Below are 15015 nucleotides of genomic sequence, written 5' to 3'. Positions count from 1 at the left end.
CTCGGCCACGGCACCACGCGCTGCAGCTAGGCACGAAGCACCGAAGGAGATATTCGTGAAGATCGCAACCATTCAACTCACCCCGACGACTGACCCGCGCGAGAACCTCGCGCAGATGCGGGTGCGCGCGGCTGAGGCTGCCGACGCGGGTGCGCGCGTGATGGTGTTTCCTGAGCAGACCATGGTGCTGCTGCAGGCGGTGACCGTTGACGCGCTGTCGGAGGTCGCCGCGGAGTGGTGGGCACCCTTTGCGGCGTTGACCGCCGAGCTCGCCACGAGCCACAACGCCGTCGTGATCTCGGCGGGCTTCGAGCCCTCCGCCGACGGCCTGCCGTACAACACGGTGATCGCGGTCGGGCCCGACGGCTCCGAGCTCGCGCGCTACCGAAAGCTGCACCTGTACGAAGCCTTCTCGCAGAGCGAATCGGCTCACACCCGCCCCGGGCAGGAGCTCGCTCCGGTGTTCGACGTTGAACTGGGCGGCGAAACACTCCGCTTCGGGCTCGCAAATTGCTACGACATTCGATTCCCTGAGCTGTTCCGCAGCCTCGTTGATCGGGGAGCAAACACCCTCGTTGTCGTCGCCGCCTGGGCCTCGGGACCCGGGAAAGAAGACCACTGGTCGCTGCTCACACGCGCACGTGCGCTCGAGAACGTGAGCTGGCTCGTTGCGAGCGCCGCTGTGGGCGGTGGCCCCCGCAACGCGGCAACGGTCGGCCTCAGCCGTATCGTCGATCCGCTCGGCGAGGTCGTCGCCGGCCTCGGGCCGCGCGAGGAGGGCATCGCGGTCGCAGAGGTCACTCCCGCCGCAGTGGATCGAGCACGAGGCGTGCTGCCGGCGATCGCGAATCGCAGAATCACGCTCGACTACCGCGTGAGCTAACGAGGGAGTGACGAGTGCGCTGAGCGATGCGGCTCAGCGAGATAGTGGACTCTGTGCACGCGTCTGCGTGGTCTCCGAACAGAATCGGGCGTGTTCAGACGTAGCCGCGTACGTAGTACGCGTAGATGCGGGCGTTCGGCCCCGCAGATCCGGGGACTCTCCGTGGGGAGCAGTGTGATCGCCAGTTGACTCGTACTTGAGACAACAGCGATTCGGACGGCGCAGCAGCCGCGCCGCACTCGCACCCACCACTGAGAAAGGCCGTGCCCGCATGACTACCCAGAAGACGACCACCAAGAAGAAGCTCGCGATTGCTGGCGGTTCGCTGCTCCTGATCGCCGGCGTCACCGTCGGTGGCGCGCTCGTCACGATGAACAGCACGATCTTCGACAACGTGTTCAAGACCGAGGTGACCGACACGAGCGCAGACGGCGAGCTCATCGTCACCGGCGCACCGATGACGAACACCTTCACCGGTGCCATGGACGGCGAAGCCATCACCGGGTACTACACGGCGACCAACACCTCACAGAACGCCACCCTCAGCGTCGGCCTCGGCTCGATGCTGCAGCCAGGCGGCGACAAGTCGATCGAGCTCGCAGGAGCGCTCGACACCCGGGTCGCCATCGACGGCGGCTCGCTCATTGACACCGGCAAGCTCTCGAACATGAAGCTCGCAGAGGCCGAAGCATTCGAGATTGCCCCCGGCGACTCGGTGAAGGTGCGTATCGATGTCTACGTGAAGGACAGCGACGCATTCCTTGCTGCGGATCTCGACGAGGCTGAAGTCACTGCCGACTACCTCTTCAACAGCATCGCGAAGTAACCCCCCCCCAGCGAGTCCGGCGGCACCCCCCCCATCCCCAGGTCGCCGGACTCGCCCCCTTTTCCCCTGCCCGCCGCGAGCGGCGCGACCACGTGGAGGTCAGCATGCGCATCATCATCCTTACCGTCAGGGCAGCAGCCAGCCTGCTCCTCGTCGCGCTCGCGGCACCCTTCCTCTGGTCGACTGTGACGGGCGACTACTTCATGACCGTCACCGGCGGATCCATGCGGCCCACCTACGAGGTCGGCGATGTCCTCGTAGTGCAGGGGCCGGTCGGCGATGAGCTTCGCAGCACGGGCTCACCCGTGATCGTGTCGCCGGTGCCGGGAGACCGCTCTGACCAGTACGTGCACCGCGTCGTCGAGCTTGTCGACGAGGGCGCGATTTTGAAGGGCGACGGCAACGAGATCAACGATCCGTTTATCGTGACACAGGAGCAGGTTCTCGGCACGCCACGCCTCGCGCTGCAGGGCACCTGGGCGACGCTGTTCCACCTCTCGGGGCTCTGGGCAGTCCGGCTCATTGTCGGCGCTGTGTTTCTCATTGCGTTGTTTCTCCCCAGTCGCGGCCGCGGCGCGGCAGCTCAAGACCGTGTCGATGCAGACCAAGACCGTGTCGATGCCGACCAAGACCGCGCAGATAGTCATACCGACGTAGACTCCCCAAGCGCTCAGTCCACCGCGCGGCGCGAAGCGTCCGCCCTCGTACGGTGACCGCCATGCGTCTTCGTGTGCTGGCGTGCGCCGCTGGGGTGACCCTCGCATGCACCCTGAGCCCGCCCGCTCCGGCAATGGCTTCGCCGGCATCGCCGACTTCGCCGATGCCGGCGGCTGAGCAAGACCGGGCAGCGCTCACCGTCACACCCGCCACAAGGCTCTTCGATGTCTCCCTCCGGCCCGGCGAGACGGCGCTCGCCGCGGCGCAGCTACGCAACGACTCGCAGACCGAACTGCGGATCCGGCTCGCCCCAGAACAGGTCGCCTGGACGGGCCACGACCGCGCGCTCGAATCGCTCTGGATCGCCGCCCGCCACGGCAGCGAGTGCGATGCGGCAGCGATGGCAGACCTGCCACGCACACCGATGGCGAGCGCTTCGAGTCTCGACCTCGGGTCGTTGCCCGCCGGAGCGTTCGCCGATGTCTGCCTGCTAGTGACGTTCCCTGAGGCAGGCGAGACGCAGCTTCCGGCCGTCTCCACGGTGGATCTTGTCTTCACCGGCACCGAGATTGGAAACACCCAAACGGGGCCGTTGGAAGTCTCCGGTGACACCGGGACCACACGCCGCGCGCTGGCACTGCTCGCGGCGGTTCTCGTGCTGCTCGGTATCGCGATCGCGCCCAGACGCCGAAGCGCGAACAGCGCCGAGGCGTGACTGTTTCATTCGGCGAGGATTCACGTATTCTGACTACTGAACGGGGAAGCGGTGAGTGGTCGCCCGGGTACGGTGAGCGCGCGCGAGCAGGGGGAAGGAACACGATGGTCGCTCGGAGCACGCAGGTGCAACGAATTATGCAGCACGTGATCGACGGCACATCGGTGTCGATCGTCGGGCAGCACTGGTCTGGACGGAGCGAGTTGCTCAAGCAGCTCGCAGAGACGCTGCGGGGGATCGGGCTCGCCACGCTGCAACTGCGTGGCATCGAGAACACTCGCCCGTTCGAAGCGTTTCGCGCCGCGCTCCCCGCCGCCTCTCCCGTGCGCGGAGCGGACGCCGAATTCGCAGCCGAGCTCAGCCGACTCGTGAAAGAACTCGTAGCCGAGGGGCCAGTCGTGGTGCTCGTCGACGACATCGACCTGCTCGATGAGGCCTCATGGGTACTCCTTGAGCAGCTCCACAAATCGTTCCAGATCCCGATCGTTGGCACCTCCGAGGTGCGCAACGTGAGCGACCCCAACGAGCGCCTCCTCATCAAGAAGGCGCAGCCCGTCGTGAAGTTCACGCTCGACGAACTCAGGCTCGACGAGGTGCACGATCTCCTCGAGGAGCGGCTCGGAGACCAGGTGTCCCCGACGCTCAGCGGCAGGATCCACATGAAGTCCGGCGGGCTTCCCGGCTTCGCGGTCGCGTTCGTCGACGCCGCGCGGCGCCGGGGGCGGGTGCGCAAGCACGGGCTCGTCTGGCAAGACAGCCCCGACCTCTGGTCGAGCGAACTCGAGGGCGCCTTCGAGGCGCTCCTGTTCCGCTACCCGGAAGACACCCGTGAAGCGCTGGAGATGCTCGTCGCGACGGGCCCGCTTCCCGTTGAACAGGCGACGGCACTCGTCGGGCAGGAGACCCTGGAGGCGCTTGAGGGGCGCGGCCTAGTCCGGCTGTTCACAGCCGGCAGCGGGCCGCGGGTGACGGTGAACCCACCTGGGATCAGCGACTACTTCAGGCACCTGCCGCAGTCCGTGCGCAGCATTCGCCTGCGGCAGCAGATCGAGGAAGCGCTCGGTACAGACAGCAGCCCGGTGCTGGCGGAACAGCCAACCGTGCCGCGTCAGTTCGCCGACGTGATCCCACAGCCCGAGATCCCCCTCCTTGCGCGCGCGTTCCGTGACGCCTTTGAACAAGATCTCGACCAGACCTGGGTCGCCTGGCAAAGCGCGAAGGGGCCAGCCGAGGCCGTCCGCGCGCTCGAGCTCCGCTTGACCGGAGACGCGCCCGCCGGCCAGATCGAAGAGATCATCGCGGGCACCGACGCGGCTCGTGCACACCCGACGATTGCGCTGTATCTTCGCTACCTACGGGCGCGGTGGGAGACCACCAGGGAGCTCCCGCTAGCGACGATCGAGGACACCCTTCGTGGGGATCACGACCTCGGAGAACCCCTCGCGATCGAAGCACTGCTCATCGGATTCCGGGCGGAGCGAACCGAAATCACGCCGGCTGCCCTCGACCGCATTGGCGAGATCGCGCAGCACCCCGGCCTCGCTGGCGAGGTCGGGGGCCTCGTCTACGTCGCGATGCACGCGCTGGGCGGCCGCCCGTGCGAGGCGCTCGCCCGGTTTGCGCAGCTGCCAGCAACCGGATGGGTGCCCCGCTTCGCGGCCCCGCTACGGGGGCTCGCGCTCGTGACCTCCGGCCGACCCCAGGAGGCACTCGAATGGGCCTCCTCCCAGCTTGCCGCTGCCCGGGAACGCTTCGACCGCTCCGCGATGGTCGCGCAAGGCTACGTCGCGGTCATGGCACTGCTGACGATGAGCCGTTACGCGGACGCGACCGCAGCGGGCAGCATCGTCGCGAGCGGCCAGTTCCAGGCCGCAAACCTGCTTTTCGGCCCAGACCGGGCGCTGATGAACGCGCTCGCGATCGCGGCCAGGCGCAGCGGTCGGCCGGGCGCGGTCGGCACTCTCATTGAGCGTGGCAGCCGCTACCTGGGACGCAGCGATGCGCTCCCGATGGGGGCGCGCGACTTTCCCGAGGCGCTCGTCACGGAGATCGACGGTGAGCCCGCCGAGACGGGGCGCAGGTATCGGGCGCTCGCCGCAGACCTCGCGAGCCGCGGGTACGCGTTCTCCGCGGCCGGATCCACGATGCTCGCGCTGCTCATCGACTTCGACCTTGATGCCGCGATTGAGCAGCGGGCGCGGCTCGAAGAGATGGGCGGAACCGTGTTCCTCGCCTATCTCGATGCGCGGATCGCTCACCAGCGACGCGATCCCGAGGCGCTCATCGAGGCGGCCAGGTGGCTCCGGCGCGAGCACGCGAATGATTCCGCGCTGAAGTACTTCACCGCGGCCGCGCGGATGCTCCGGGAGGACAGTCTCGAAGACGAGGCGGCACGGGTGCGCGAGGAGATCGCGGCGCTCATGTCGTCGGAGGATCCGGCAACGGAGGTCGCCCTGACGCAGGCGGAGTCGACGCTCGGCTTCACGCAGCGGGAGCGGGAGATTATTGACCTTGTCGCCAAGGGGATGAACAACCCGGGAATCGCTGAGACGCTGACGCTCTCTGTGCGCACGGTCGAGACGCACCTGCGGAACATTCGCCGGAAGTCCGGAGCGCTCGCGCGTGATGAGATCGGCGAGTACTCCTCCCTGCGTTAGCGCGACCACCATCTACGCGTACGCGTCGCAGCGCACGCGTAGGTCTTCCGCGCGCACCCCGTAGATCGCGGGATCGTCACTGCGTCAGCCCTGCCGCTTTGGTGTGCTTGAAGCAATCGGAAGGGGCTTCACCATGAAGCGAAGCACGCAGCAGGAGACGGGCCGTCAGGGGCAGCGCACACCCCTCGTGCGCGCTGGGATCTGGACGGCCGCGGCGGCCGCAATTGTCGCTGTGACGCTCGGCGTCAGCAGCGGCTTCGTCGGAGCCATTGCCACCGACCGCTCGACCGTGCACGGGAACGAGTTCTCGCAGGCGCTCCGCGTGGACGCGGGAATCTATGAGCTGGTCGCGACACCTGAAGTCGGAGCCGGGTTCGGACCGGGGCAGACCGCGGGCACGGTTGGCTTCGCGATGCAGCCCGCCGGCGAACAGCCTGTGCCCCTCACCGCGGGCGAATCCCTGGCAGCGACGGTGCTGCTCCCCGCCGGGATGCGGCCTGCGGAATTGCCGCTCGAGGATTCAGCCCCGGCGTATGCGCGTGCCTGGAGTGCGGAGGAGCAGGCCGGCCAGTGGCGGGTGACGACAACGGTGGTCGCACGAACTGACGAGGGCGTTCGCCTCCCGTACGCCGAGTTTGGCGTGGTCGCCGATTTCCCCGAGATCCGCCCCGCACATGAACTTACGCTGACAGCGGCGATAGAGCTGCCCGAACGACTCACAAGCACCAGCCCCGAGGCGACCGCCGAGGTGCCCGCGATCTGGGACGTAGCGTCTGGCGTCTACGGCCTCGACTTCGCCAAGGGATCCTCGCGGTCCGACGGCACCCTCACCTTCGCGAGCCACCCAGACGAGGAGGGCGAGACGCTCTTCCTGCGGGACGGCGACATCTTCACGACCGAAGTCACGCTCCCCGCCGGTGTCACCGCGGGCGCGCTACCCGGCCCCGAGACCACGGCCGACCGTTCCATCGAATGGAGCGTCGCGCAGGCCGGGGCAGACACCGTCGTCACCCGCACGGAGCGCATCTCCGCGGACATCGCGCACGCGCCGACCGCGCGGGGCAGCTTCCCGGTGCTCGTAACGGGCGAGGCCGGGCGCGAGGGCTTCGCGGTGCGGGCGCTCGCCTCGCTTCCCGTCAGGTTTGTGAGCGCGCAGCCCGAGGCTGGTATCGAGGTCTCCGGCGGCGTCGCAACGCCCACACCCGCCCGCATCGCTGCCGGCCGAGGCCACTCCCTCGCGGTGAACGGTGCAGGAACGCCGTACGCGTGGGGGCTGGGACACCGCGGGCAGCTCGGTTCGGGGCAGGCGAAGGGCTCGGACGTCCCGGTGCTCACGCAGGCCCCCGCAGGCCGCCAGTTCACGCACGTCGCGGCGGGGTGGGAGCACTCGCTCGCAGTCGCGGATGACGGCACCCTCTGGGGCTGGGGCGACAACGATTTCAGCCAGACCGGAACTGGGCTGGTGACGTCAAAGCCGGTCACGGCTCCGGCGCCGGTGCGTGCTGCGGACGGTGCTGTCCGATTCCAGTCGGTCTCGGCCGGGTGGCGGCATTCGGTCGCCCTCTCCACCGACGGCAGGGTGTACGTCTGGGGCGACGCGAACCGGGGTGTGCTCGGCAACGGCTCGTTTGTTGGGATCACGCCCACGCCCACGCCGATGCAGGGCCTGCCGAACAAGCGCTTCGTCGCGGTTGAGGCGGGCTTCGACTCGACATTTGCCGTGACCGAGGACGGCGAGGTGTGGGCGACGGGATCTAACGAGTACGGCATGCTCGGGCTCGGAGAGGGCGTCACCGAGGTGTCGCGGCCGCAGCGCATCGCGATGCCCGTGACCGACCGCATCGTGCAGGTATCGGCGGCGAGCACGACCAACAACGTCCATGTGCTCGCCGTGACCGAGAGCGGCGGCCTTCTGGGATGGGGCGTCAACGGTGTCGGTGAGATCGGGGTTCCGCTCACGGGAGACCCTTCCTGGGCCTACTTCACCCCGACTGAAGTGCTGCTGCCCGAGGGGCTGCGGCTCGCAAACGTTGCCGCTGGCGATCAGTTTTCGCTCGGCCTGAGCGACACCGGCCGGGTGTATTCCTGGGGCGCTCAGGCGTTGGGCACAGGCAAGCCCGGGAGCAGTGCGGTTCCGGTTCCCGTGGCGCTGCCTGCTCGCGCAGTGATCACCGACATCGCGGCCGGCGATATGCACGCCTTCGCGCTTGCGGCCGATGGCACGCTGTACGGCTGGGGATCGGGGCGCGACGGGCGGCTGGGAAATGACAGCCAGCGAGACCAGCTCTCGCCGATCGTCGTCAAGCTTCGTGCACCGCGTTCGAGCGACGACGTGAGCGGGGCAGACGCGCAGCAGCCCGCGGCTGAGGCCGCAGATGAGCACGCAGCGGAGCACGCCGCGGGGAGCGACGACAGCTCAGGCGACGGGGAGGCTGCCGGGTCGTCGACGGCGACCGAGGAGGAGCCGTCTGAGGAGGATCGTGTCGAGGGCGGTGAGGATCCGGAAGCGGAACTGGGCTCGGAACTCGAAGCGGAAGCGGAGGCAGTGGCAACGCAAGACTCCTCGGCGCGGCCCGCGCCCGCAGGTCTGGGGGAGACGAGCGAACCGAGCGACGCGTGAAGTGGCGGTGAGGGAGCGATCTGGGCTCACCAAGCATCCCCGAGTTCTCCACAGACTCGCCCGCACCCACGTAAATGTCGGTGCCCGGAGGTAGCATGGGTGTCGTGGTAGCAGCACTGTATCGGCGGTATCGGCCAGAGTCATTCTCCGAAATGATTGGGCAGTCTCAGGTGACCGATCCACTCATGACGGCCTTGCGCACGGGCCGTGTCGGCCACGCGTACCTGTTCAGCGGCCCCAGGGGCTGCGGGAAGACGACGAGCGCTCGAATCCTGGCGCGCTGCCTGAACTGCGCGGAGGGCCCGACGGACACCCCGTGCGGCACCTGCCCGAGCTGTGTTGAGCTCAGCCGCGCTGGCGGCGGCTCACTCGACGTTGTCGAGATCGATGCTGCGAGCCACGGTGGCGTCGACGACGCGCGCGACCTGCGCGAGCGCGCCGTATTCGCTCCCGCACGCGACCGCTTCAAGATCTTCATCATCGATGAGGCCCACATGGTCACCGCGGGCGGCTTCAACGCCCTGCTGAAGATCGTGGAAGAGCCGCCGCCGCACGTGAAGTTCATCTTCGCGACGACGGAGCCCGAGAAGGTCATCGGCACGATCCGCTCGCGCACGCACCACTACCCGTTCCGCCTGATCCCGCCGGCGGCGCTCATCGACTACGTGCAGCAGCTGTGCGACAGCGAGGGCGTCATCGTCGAGCCCGGCGTGCTGCCGCTCGTTGTGCGCTCGGGCGGAGGGTCGGCGCGTGACACCCTGTCGATCCTCGACCAGCTCATCGCCGGTTCCGAGGGCAACACGGTGTCCGCCGAACGCGCCGCAGGGCTGCTCGGCTTCACGCACACCGAACTGCTCGACGATGTGGTGGTTGCGCTCGGCGCGGGGGATCCCGCGGCGGCGTTTACCGCGACGGACCGGGTGATTCAGACGGGACAGGATCCGCGACGCTTTGTTGAGGATCTGCTTGAGCGACTGCGCGATCTCATCATCGTCAACGCGACCTCCATTGACGGCGCTGCAGCCGTGCTGCGAGGCGTGCCGCAGGACCAGCTCGACCGCATGTTTGAGCAGGCGCGGGGCTTTGGCGCGAAAGAGCTGTCGCGCACCGCAGACACGGTGAGCGAGGCGCTCGACCAGATGACGGGTGCGACGCCGCCCCGGCTCCACCTCGAACTCATGATCGCCCGGGCGCTTGTTGAGCTCTCCGGCACTGACGAAGCTGCTGCTCAGCCGGCGACCGCCCCTGTGCGCGGCGGCATGGCCGCGGTACCGCAGCATCGGCAGGGGGCGCCCGCGGCGCAGCCCCCCGCGCCCGCGCAGTCCCCGGCCCCCGGAGTTATGCCGGGTGCCCGCGAGCAGCAGGCTGTTCCAGGTCAGCAGGCTGTTCCAGGTCAGCAGGCTGTCCCAGGTCAGCAGAGTGTCCCGGCTCAGCCCGTGGCCACGCCCGCTGCCTCAGCCCCGGTGCAGCCAGAGCGCGTCGCAAATGCTGCGGAGACCGCAGCTTCGATCCGCGAGTTCCTCCGCAACGATGACGCAGGTGCAGGTGCAGGTGCAGGTGCAGGTGCAGGTGCGCCCGCGGCCTCCGAAACGGCGGCCGCACCGGTAGCCCCGCCTGCCGCGGCAGCCCCTCCCGTGGCCGCCCCGCCCGTGGCAGCCCCGCCCGCCGCGGCTTCGGAGCCGGCCGCAACACCCACGGCTCCTGCTGCCTCGCAGCCCACCGCCGCACCGGCAAACACCGGTGCCGGACGCGCGACGCACCCCAACGAGGGCGCTGCCGGGTTCGGGCGCCCGATCTCCGACGTGCTGAGCGCCTCACAGATCGCGTCAATCGGAACCGAGCCCACCAAGCCGGCTCCGGCAGCCGCGGCGCCAGCGGCGGCAACCCCGCCACAGCCGGCTCCTGGTGCGGCCCCTGAGTCGGGCGCTCCCGTTTCTGCAGCTCCCGCCCATCCCGAGCAGGGCACGGGCGGACCGACAACGCCCGCTGTGCCCGTAGCACCTGGAGTCAGCGAGGCAGCCGCGGCGCAGCCGGAAGGGGCCGAAGATTCCGCTCCCGACGCGCTGCCGGGCTTCGAAGACCTGCGCGAGATGTGGCCGGATCTGCTCGAGGAACTGCTCGAGACCAACCGAGATGCCTGGAATGCGGTCCGCCCGGTCGAGCCACTGGGGCTCGAGGGCGACCTCCTGCTCGTGGGGGTTTCGAACCGCTCAGACCTCGAGGCGTTCAAGACTGCCGGTGCAGGGCCCCTGCGCGAGACAATCCTGGAGGCGACCGGCATTCGTGTGCGCTACGCTCCGCGACAGGTGACGGCCCCCCGCGAGACCCAGGCCCCGCCGCAGCCAGGAGCGGCCCCGGCTGACTCCGAGGAGCCTCATCGAGCGCAAGCGCAACAGCCGAAGGCCCCGGTAGACGACCTTGCGGAGCGCGCTGCTGCCAGACTGAGTTCCCTCGGCCCGAAGCTCGCCGCACCCGCCTGGGCGGATCCGGTACCTCCCGCGCCAACGGCAGCCGATACCGCCGGCGCGCCAGCCCCAGCCCCGCCGGCTGCGGGTACGGCACCCGTCGCCGAGCCCGCACCTGGGGTGCCCGTCGCGCAGCCCGCGCCCGTGGCACCGCCCACTCCTGCGGCGCAGTCCACCCCCGCGGCTTCTGCACAGGCAACCCCGTCGGAGCCGACATCGGCACCCGCGTCGCAACACGTGCAGCCCGCAGCCGAGACTGTCGCCCCACCTGCGGCCTCGCGAGCGCAGCCCGCACAAGCCACGCATAGCCCAGCACCTGCCGCAGCTGCACAGGGCGCTACGGGTACTCAGACACCTGCTCCGGCTCCCTCAACTGCCAAGGTTCCGCAGACTGACGCCAAGCAGCCCGGAGAGCGCGCCCCGAAGAACAACCGCTTCAGCGACGACGGCTACGGCGATAGCTCGCCCTACGGCGACGGTCCGAGCTACAGCGACGACGACGGATACCCCGACAGCGACCCCTACGCGGGTATGGGAAGCGGTGCTCCCGCTGCACCCCGCCAGGTAACGATGCCGGCACCGAGCCCGGCGGGCCGGGCACCCGCAACGCCACCGACGCCCGCGGTAACTCCCGCGACGGCACCGAATCCTTCGAGCCCGGCTGCTTCGACCCCGGCCGTGTCTGCTCCGCCTGCTTCGACCCCGGCCGTGTCTGCTCCGCCTGCTTCGACCCCGGCTGCGTCCACTCCGCCTGCTTCGACCCCCGCCGCGTCCGCTCCGCCTGCCCCGGCCCCGCCTGCTCCGACCGCGGCCGCGCCGTCCGCGCAAGCCGCCCAGGAAGACACCGCGCTGCCTGCTGCCGGTGCGTCAAAGTCCGCACCGAAGTTCACGCGGTACGGCGAGGCCGTCGTGCGCGAGGTGCTCGGTGCCATATTTGTTGAGGAGCGCCCGCTCCCAGAGCCCAGGAGGTAGTCGATGTACGACGGAATCGTGCAAGACCTGATCGACGAATTCGGCAGGCTCCCCGGGATCGGGCCCAAGTCCGCTCAGCGGATCGCGTTCCACATCCTGCAGACGCAGAGCTTTGACGTGTCGAAGCTCGCCTCCCTCCTCACCGATGTCCGCGAGCGCGTGCGGTTCTGTGAGGTCTGCGGCAATATCACCGAGCAGACTCGCTGCAGCATCTGCTCGGATGCGCGCCGCGATCACACCCTCATTTGTGTGGTTGAGGAGCCGAAGGACGTCGTCGCGATCGAGCGCACCCGACAGTTCCGCGGCCTCTACCACGTGCTCGGCGGCGCGATCAGCCCGATCGACGGCATCGGCCCCGACGACCTCAGCATCCCCGCGCTCATGCGCAGGCTGGGGGAGGCGACGGGCGAGGACAGGATCCGCGAGGTCATTATTGCGACCGATCCAAACCTCGAAGGCGAAGCCACTGCGGCCTATCTTTCGCGGCTGCTCACCAGCATTGACGTGCCGGTTTCCCGCCTCGCATCGGGCCTGCCCGTGGGCGGCGATCTCGAGTTCGCCGACGAGGTAACGCTCGGCCGCGCCTTCGAAGGACGCCGCGTCGTTGAGTAGCCTGACGTAACCTGTAACACCGTTGCAACGTCGCTGCAACGGTTCAGGCATGCTCCTCCGGCTAGAATGAAACCTGGCCCAGAACAAGGAGGACCCCTCGTGGCATTGATCGTGCAGAAATTTGGGGGGTCGTCTGTCGCTGACGCCGAGAGCATTAAGCGCGTGGCGAAGCGAATCGTTGAGACCCGTCGCACCGGCAACGAGGTTGTTGTCGTCGTGAGCGCCATGGGCGATACCACTGACGAACTGCTCGATCTCGCCGCAGATTGCACGCCGATCCCGGCCCCGCGCGAGCTCGACATGCTCCTGACCGCTGGCGAGCGCATCTCCATGGCGCTGCTCGCGATGACGATCAAGGGCATGGGCGTCGAAGCGCTATCGTTCACCGGCAGCCAGGCCGGAATGATCACAACGCCGGACCACGGTTCCGCGAAGATCGTCGACGTGACCCCGGGCCGAGTCCGCGAGGCACTCGACTCGGGAGCAGTCGCAATTGTCGCCGGCTTCCAAGGGTTCAGCCGAGATTCGCGCGATATCACCACGCTCGGCCGCGGTGGATCCGACACGACCGCCGTCGCCCTCGCCGCGGCGCTCGACGCTGACCGCTGCGAAATCTATACCGACGTTGACGGGGTCTTCACGACCGATCCGCGCGTCGCTCCGCTCGCGAAGAAGATCGACGCGATCTCCTCTGAAGAGATGCTCGAACTTGCCGCAGCCGGCGCGAAGGTCCTGCACCTGCGCGCCGTCGAATACGCGCGCCGCCACGGCGTCGAACTGCACGTGCGTTCGTCGTTCTCGGGCGAGCCAGGAACTGTTGTGTACACGCCCAAGACGGGGCACCCGAAGGGAGATCTTGTGGAAGAGTCGGTCATCACTGGCGTAGCCGCCGAGGCGAGCGAAGCAAAGATTACTGTGGGCGGCGTTCCCGATATTCCGGGCAAGGCAGCCCAGATCTTCGAAGTTGTCGCATCGACAAACGCGAACATCGACATCATCGTCCAGAACATTTCGGCCGCAGACACCAACCGCACCGACATCTCCTTCACCGTCCCGATGGAGGAAGGCCGCAAGGTCACCGAGGTGCTCGAGGCTTCTCGCGAGGCGCTCGGCTACGAGACGCTGCTCTACGACGACCAGATCGCAAAGATCGCCGTGGTCGGTGCCGGCATGCGCACGAGCTCGGGCGTCTCAGCGCAGCTCTTCCGCGCGCTCTACGAGGCAGGCATCAACATCGAGATGATCTCGACCTCTGAGATCCGCATCTCAGTTGTCACCCGCGCCGACCTGATGGAGAAGGCCGTGCGCGTGCTCCACACCGCATTCGGCCTCGACGCCGACCACTCGGCGACCGTCTACGCAGGAACCGGCCGCTAGCTCCGCACAGCTCCGATCCAGTCCGGCATTGATCCACCGCATCCGGACTCGTTCGAACGACACCGGCACCGGGACCGGCACAGCCGCTCCCCGCCACACCACTCTCATCCGACCCAGAAGGACAGGATCCACACACATGACCGCACAGCAGGGTTTCTCAGTCGCCATCGTTGGCGCAACGGGACAGGTCGGCGCCGTTATCCGCACGCTCCTCGATCAGCGGGACTTCCCGCTCGCCTCGCTGCGACTCTTCTCGAGCGCACGCTCAGCGGGAACGACGCTGCCGTTCCGCGGCGAAGACATCGTCGTTGAAGACGTCGCCACGGCAGACAAGACCGGCCTCGACATCGTCCTGTTCTCCGCAGGCGGTGCCGCATCGAAGCAGTACGCTCCCGAATTCGCAGCAGCGGGCGCGATCGTCATCGACAACTCGAGCGCCTGGCGGCTCGACCCGAGCATTCCGCTCGTCGTGAGCGAGGTCAACCCGGAGGCGCTCGATGCTGCCGTTGCTGCACGCAAGGGAATCATCGCGAACCCGAACTGCACCACGATGGCGGCGATGCCAGTCATGAAGGCGCTCGACGCCGAGGCGGGTCTGCAGCGCATGCAGGTCACCACGTTCCAGGCGGTCTCAGGATCGGGGCTCGCGGGCGTCGCAGAGCTCGCCGGCCAGGTCACTGCCGCCGTTGAGACTGGCAAGATCGAGGGTCTCGTGCATGACGGCCGCGCGGTCGACTTCGTCGCCCCCGAGGTGTACGCAAAGACCATCGCGTTTGACGTGATCCCCCTCGCGGGCTCGATCGTCGACGACGGTGAGGGCGAAACCGACGAAGAGAAGAAGCTGCGCAACGAGAGTCGCAAGATCCTCGGCCTGCCTGAGCTGCTCGTCTCGGGAACGTGCGTGCGCGTTCCCGTATTCACCGGGCACTCCCTCGCGATCCACGCCGAGTTCGCGAACCCCATCAGCGCGGATCGCGCCCGCGAAGTGCTCTCGGATGCCCCCGGCGTCGCGCTCAGCGATGTGCCGACGCCGCTCGAGGCTGCGGGCAACGACCCGAGCTACGTCGGCCGCATCCGCGCCGACCAGTCGGCTCCCGAAGGGCGCGGGCTCGTGTTCTTCGTATCGAACGACAACCTGCGCAAGGGCGCTGCACTGAACACGGTGCAGATCGCCGAGGTCGTCGCAGCCAAGCTCTCCGACTAACCCACCGGAACAGACAGGATCTCCCCG

10 protein-coding genes are annotated in these 15015 nt (G+C 68.2%); all 10 read left to right on the top strand.

Going from position 1 to position 15015, the window contains the following annotated elements:
• Nucleotides 1-55 precede the first annotated feature (55 nt).
• A complete protein-coding gene (locus tag ACI1US_RS03480; RefSeq protein WP_461638195.1) occupies nucleotides 56-883 on the top strand; it encodes a nitrilase-related carbon-nitrogen hydrolase in 828 nt (275 codons plus the stop codon).
• A 271-nt stretch (nucleotides 884-1154) separates the two neighbouring features.
• Nucleotides 1155-1709 (top strand): hypothetical protein, encoded by a 555-nt coding sequence (locus ACI1US_RS03475; RefSeq protein WP_461638193.1) that lies wholly within the window; start codon nucleotides 1155-1157, stop codon nucleotides 1707-1709.
• Nucleotides 1710-1813: 104 nt separating this feature from the next.
• The gene (locus tag ACI1US_RS03470) at nucleotides 1814-2422 is read left to right on the top strand and encodes a S24/S26 family peptidase (RefSeq protein WP_461638191.1); all 609 of its coding nucleotides are present in this window, start codon (nucleotides 1814-1816) and stop codon (nucleotides 2420-2422) included.
• A 5-nt stretch (nucleotides 2423-2427) separates the two neighbouring features.
• Nucleotides 2428-3081, top strand: a complete 654-nt coding sequence (locus ACI1US_RS03465; protein ID WP_461638189.1) for a hypothetical protein — start codon at nucleotides 2428-2430, stop codon at nucleotides 3079-3081.
• Between the two features lie 104 nt (nucleotides 3082-3185).
• Nucleotides 3186-5738, top strand: a complete 2553-nt coding sequence (locus ACI1US_RS03460) for a LuxR C-terminal-related transcriptional regulator (RefSeq protein WP_461638187.1) — start codon at nucleotides 3186-3188, stop codon at nucleotides 5736-5738.
• 133 nt (nucleotides 5739-5871) lie between these two features.
• On the top strand, nucleotides 5872-8358 hold the full coding sequence (locus ACI1US_RS03455; protein ID WP_461638185.1) for an RCC1 domain-containing protein: 2487 nt from the start codon (nucleotides 5872-5874) through the stop codon (nucleotides 8356-8358).
• A gap of 152 nt (nucleotides 8359-8510) precedes the next feature.
• Entirely contained in the window at nucleotides 8511-11795 is a 3285-nt protein-coding gene (locus tag ACI1US_RS03450) for a DNA polymerase III subunit gamma and tau (RefSeq protein WP_461638183.1), read from the top strand.
• Between the two features lie 3 nt (nucleotides 11796-11798).
• Nucleotides 11799-12407 carry a recombination mediator RecR gene (recR, locus tag ACI1US_RS03445; RefSeq protein ID WP_461638181.1) on the top strand — a complete coding sequence of 203 codons (609 nt, stop codon included), beginning with the start codon at nucleotides 11799-11801 and terminating at the stop codon, nucleotides 12405-12407.
• A 99-nt stretch (nucleotides 12408-12506) separates the two neighbouring features.
• Nucleotides 12507-13784 carry an aspartate kinase gene (locus tag ACI1US_RS03440; protein WP_461638179.1) on the top strand — a complete coding sequence of 426 codons (1278 nt, stop codon included), beginning with the start codon at nucleotides 12507-12509 and terminating at the stop codon, nucleotides 13782-13784.
• 136 nt (nucleotides 13785-13920) lie between these two features.
• Nucleotides 13921-14988, top strand: a complete 1068-nt coding sequence (locus tag ACI1US_RS03435) for an aspartate-semialdehyde dehydrogenase (protein WP_461638177.1) — start codon at nucleotides 13921-13923, stop codon at nucleotides 14986-14988.
• The last annotated feature ends 27 nt before the right edge of the window (nucleotides 14989-15015 follow it).

This window comes from Leucobacter sp. BZR 635 (assembly GCF_048061935.2).
Classification (GTDB): domain Bacteria; phylum Actinomycetota; class Actinomycetes; order Actinomycetales; family Microbacteriaceae; genus Leucobacter.
The sequence above is the reverse complement of the archived record's forward strand: the minus strand, read 5'-3'. Positions and strand labels throughout refer to the sequence as shown.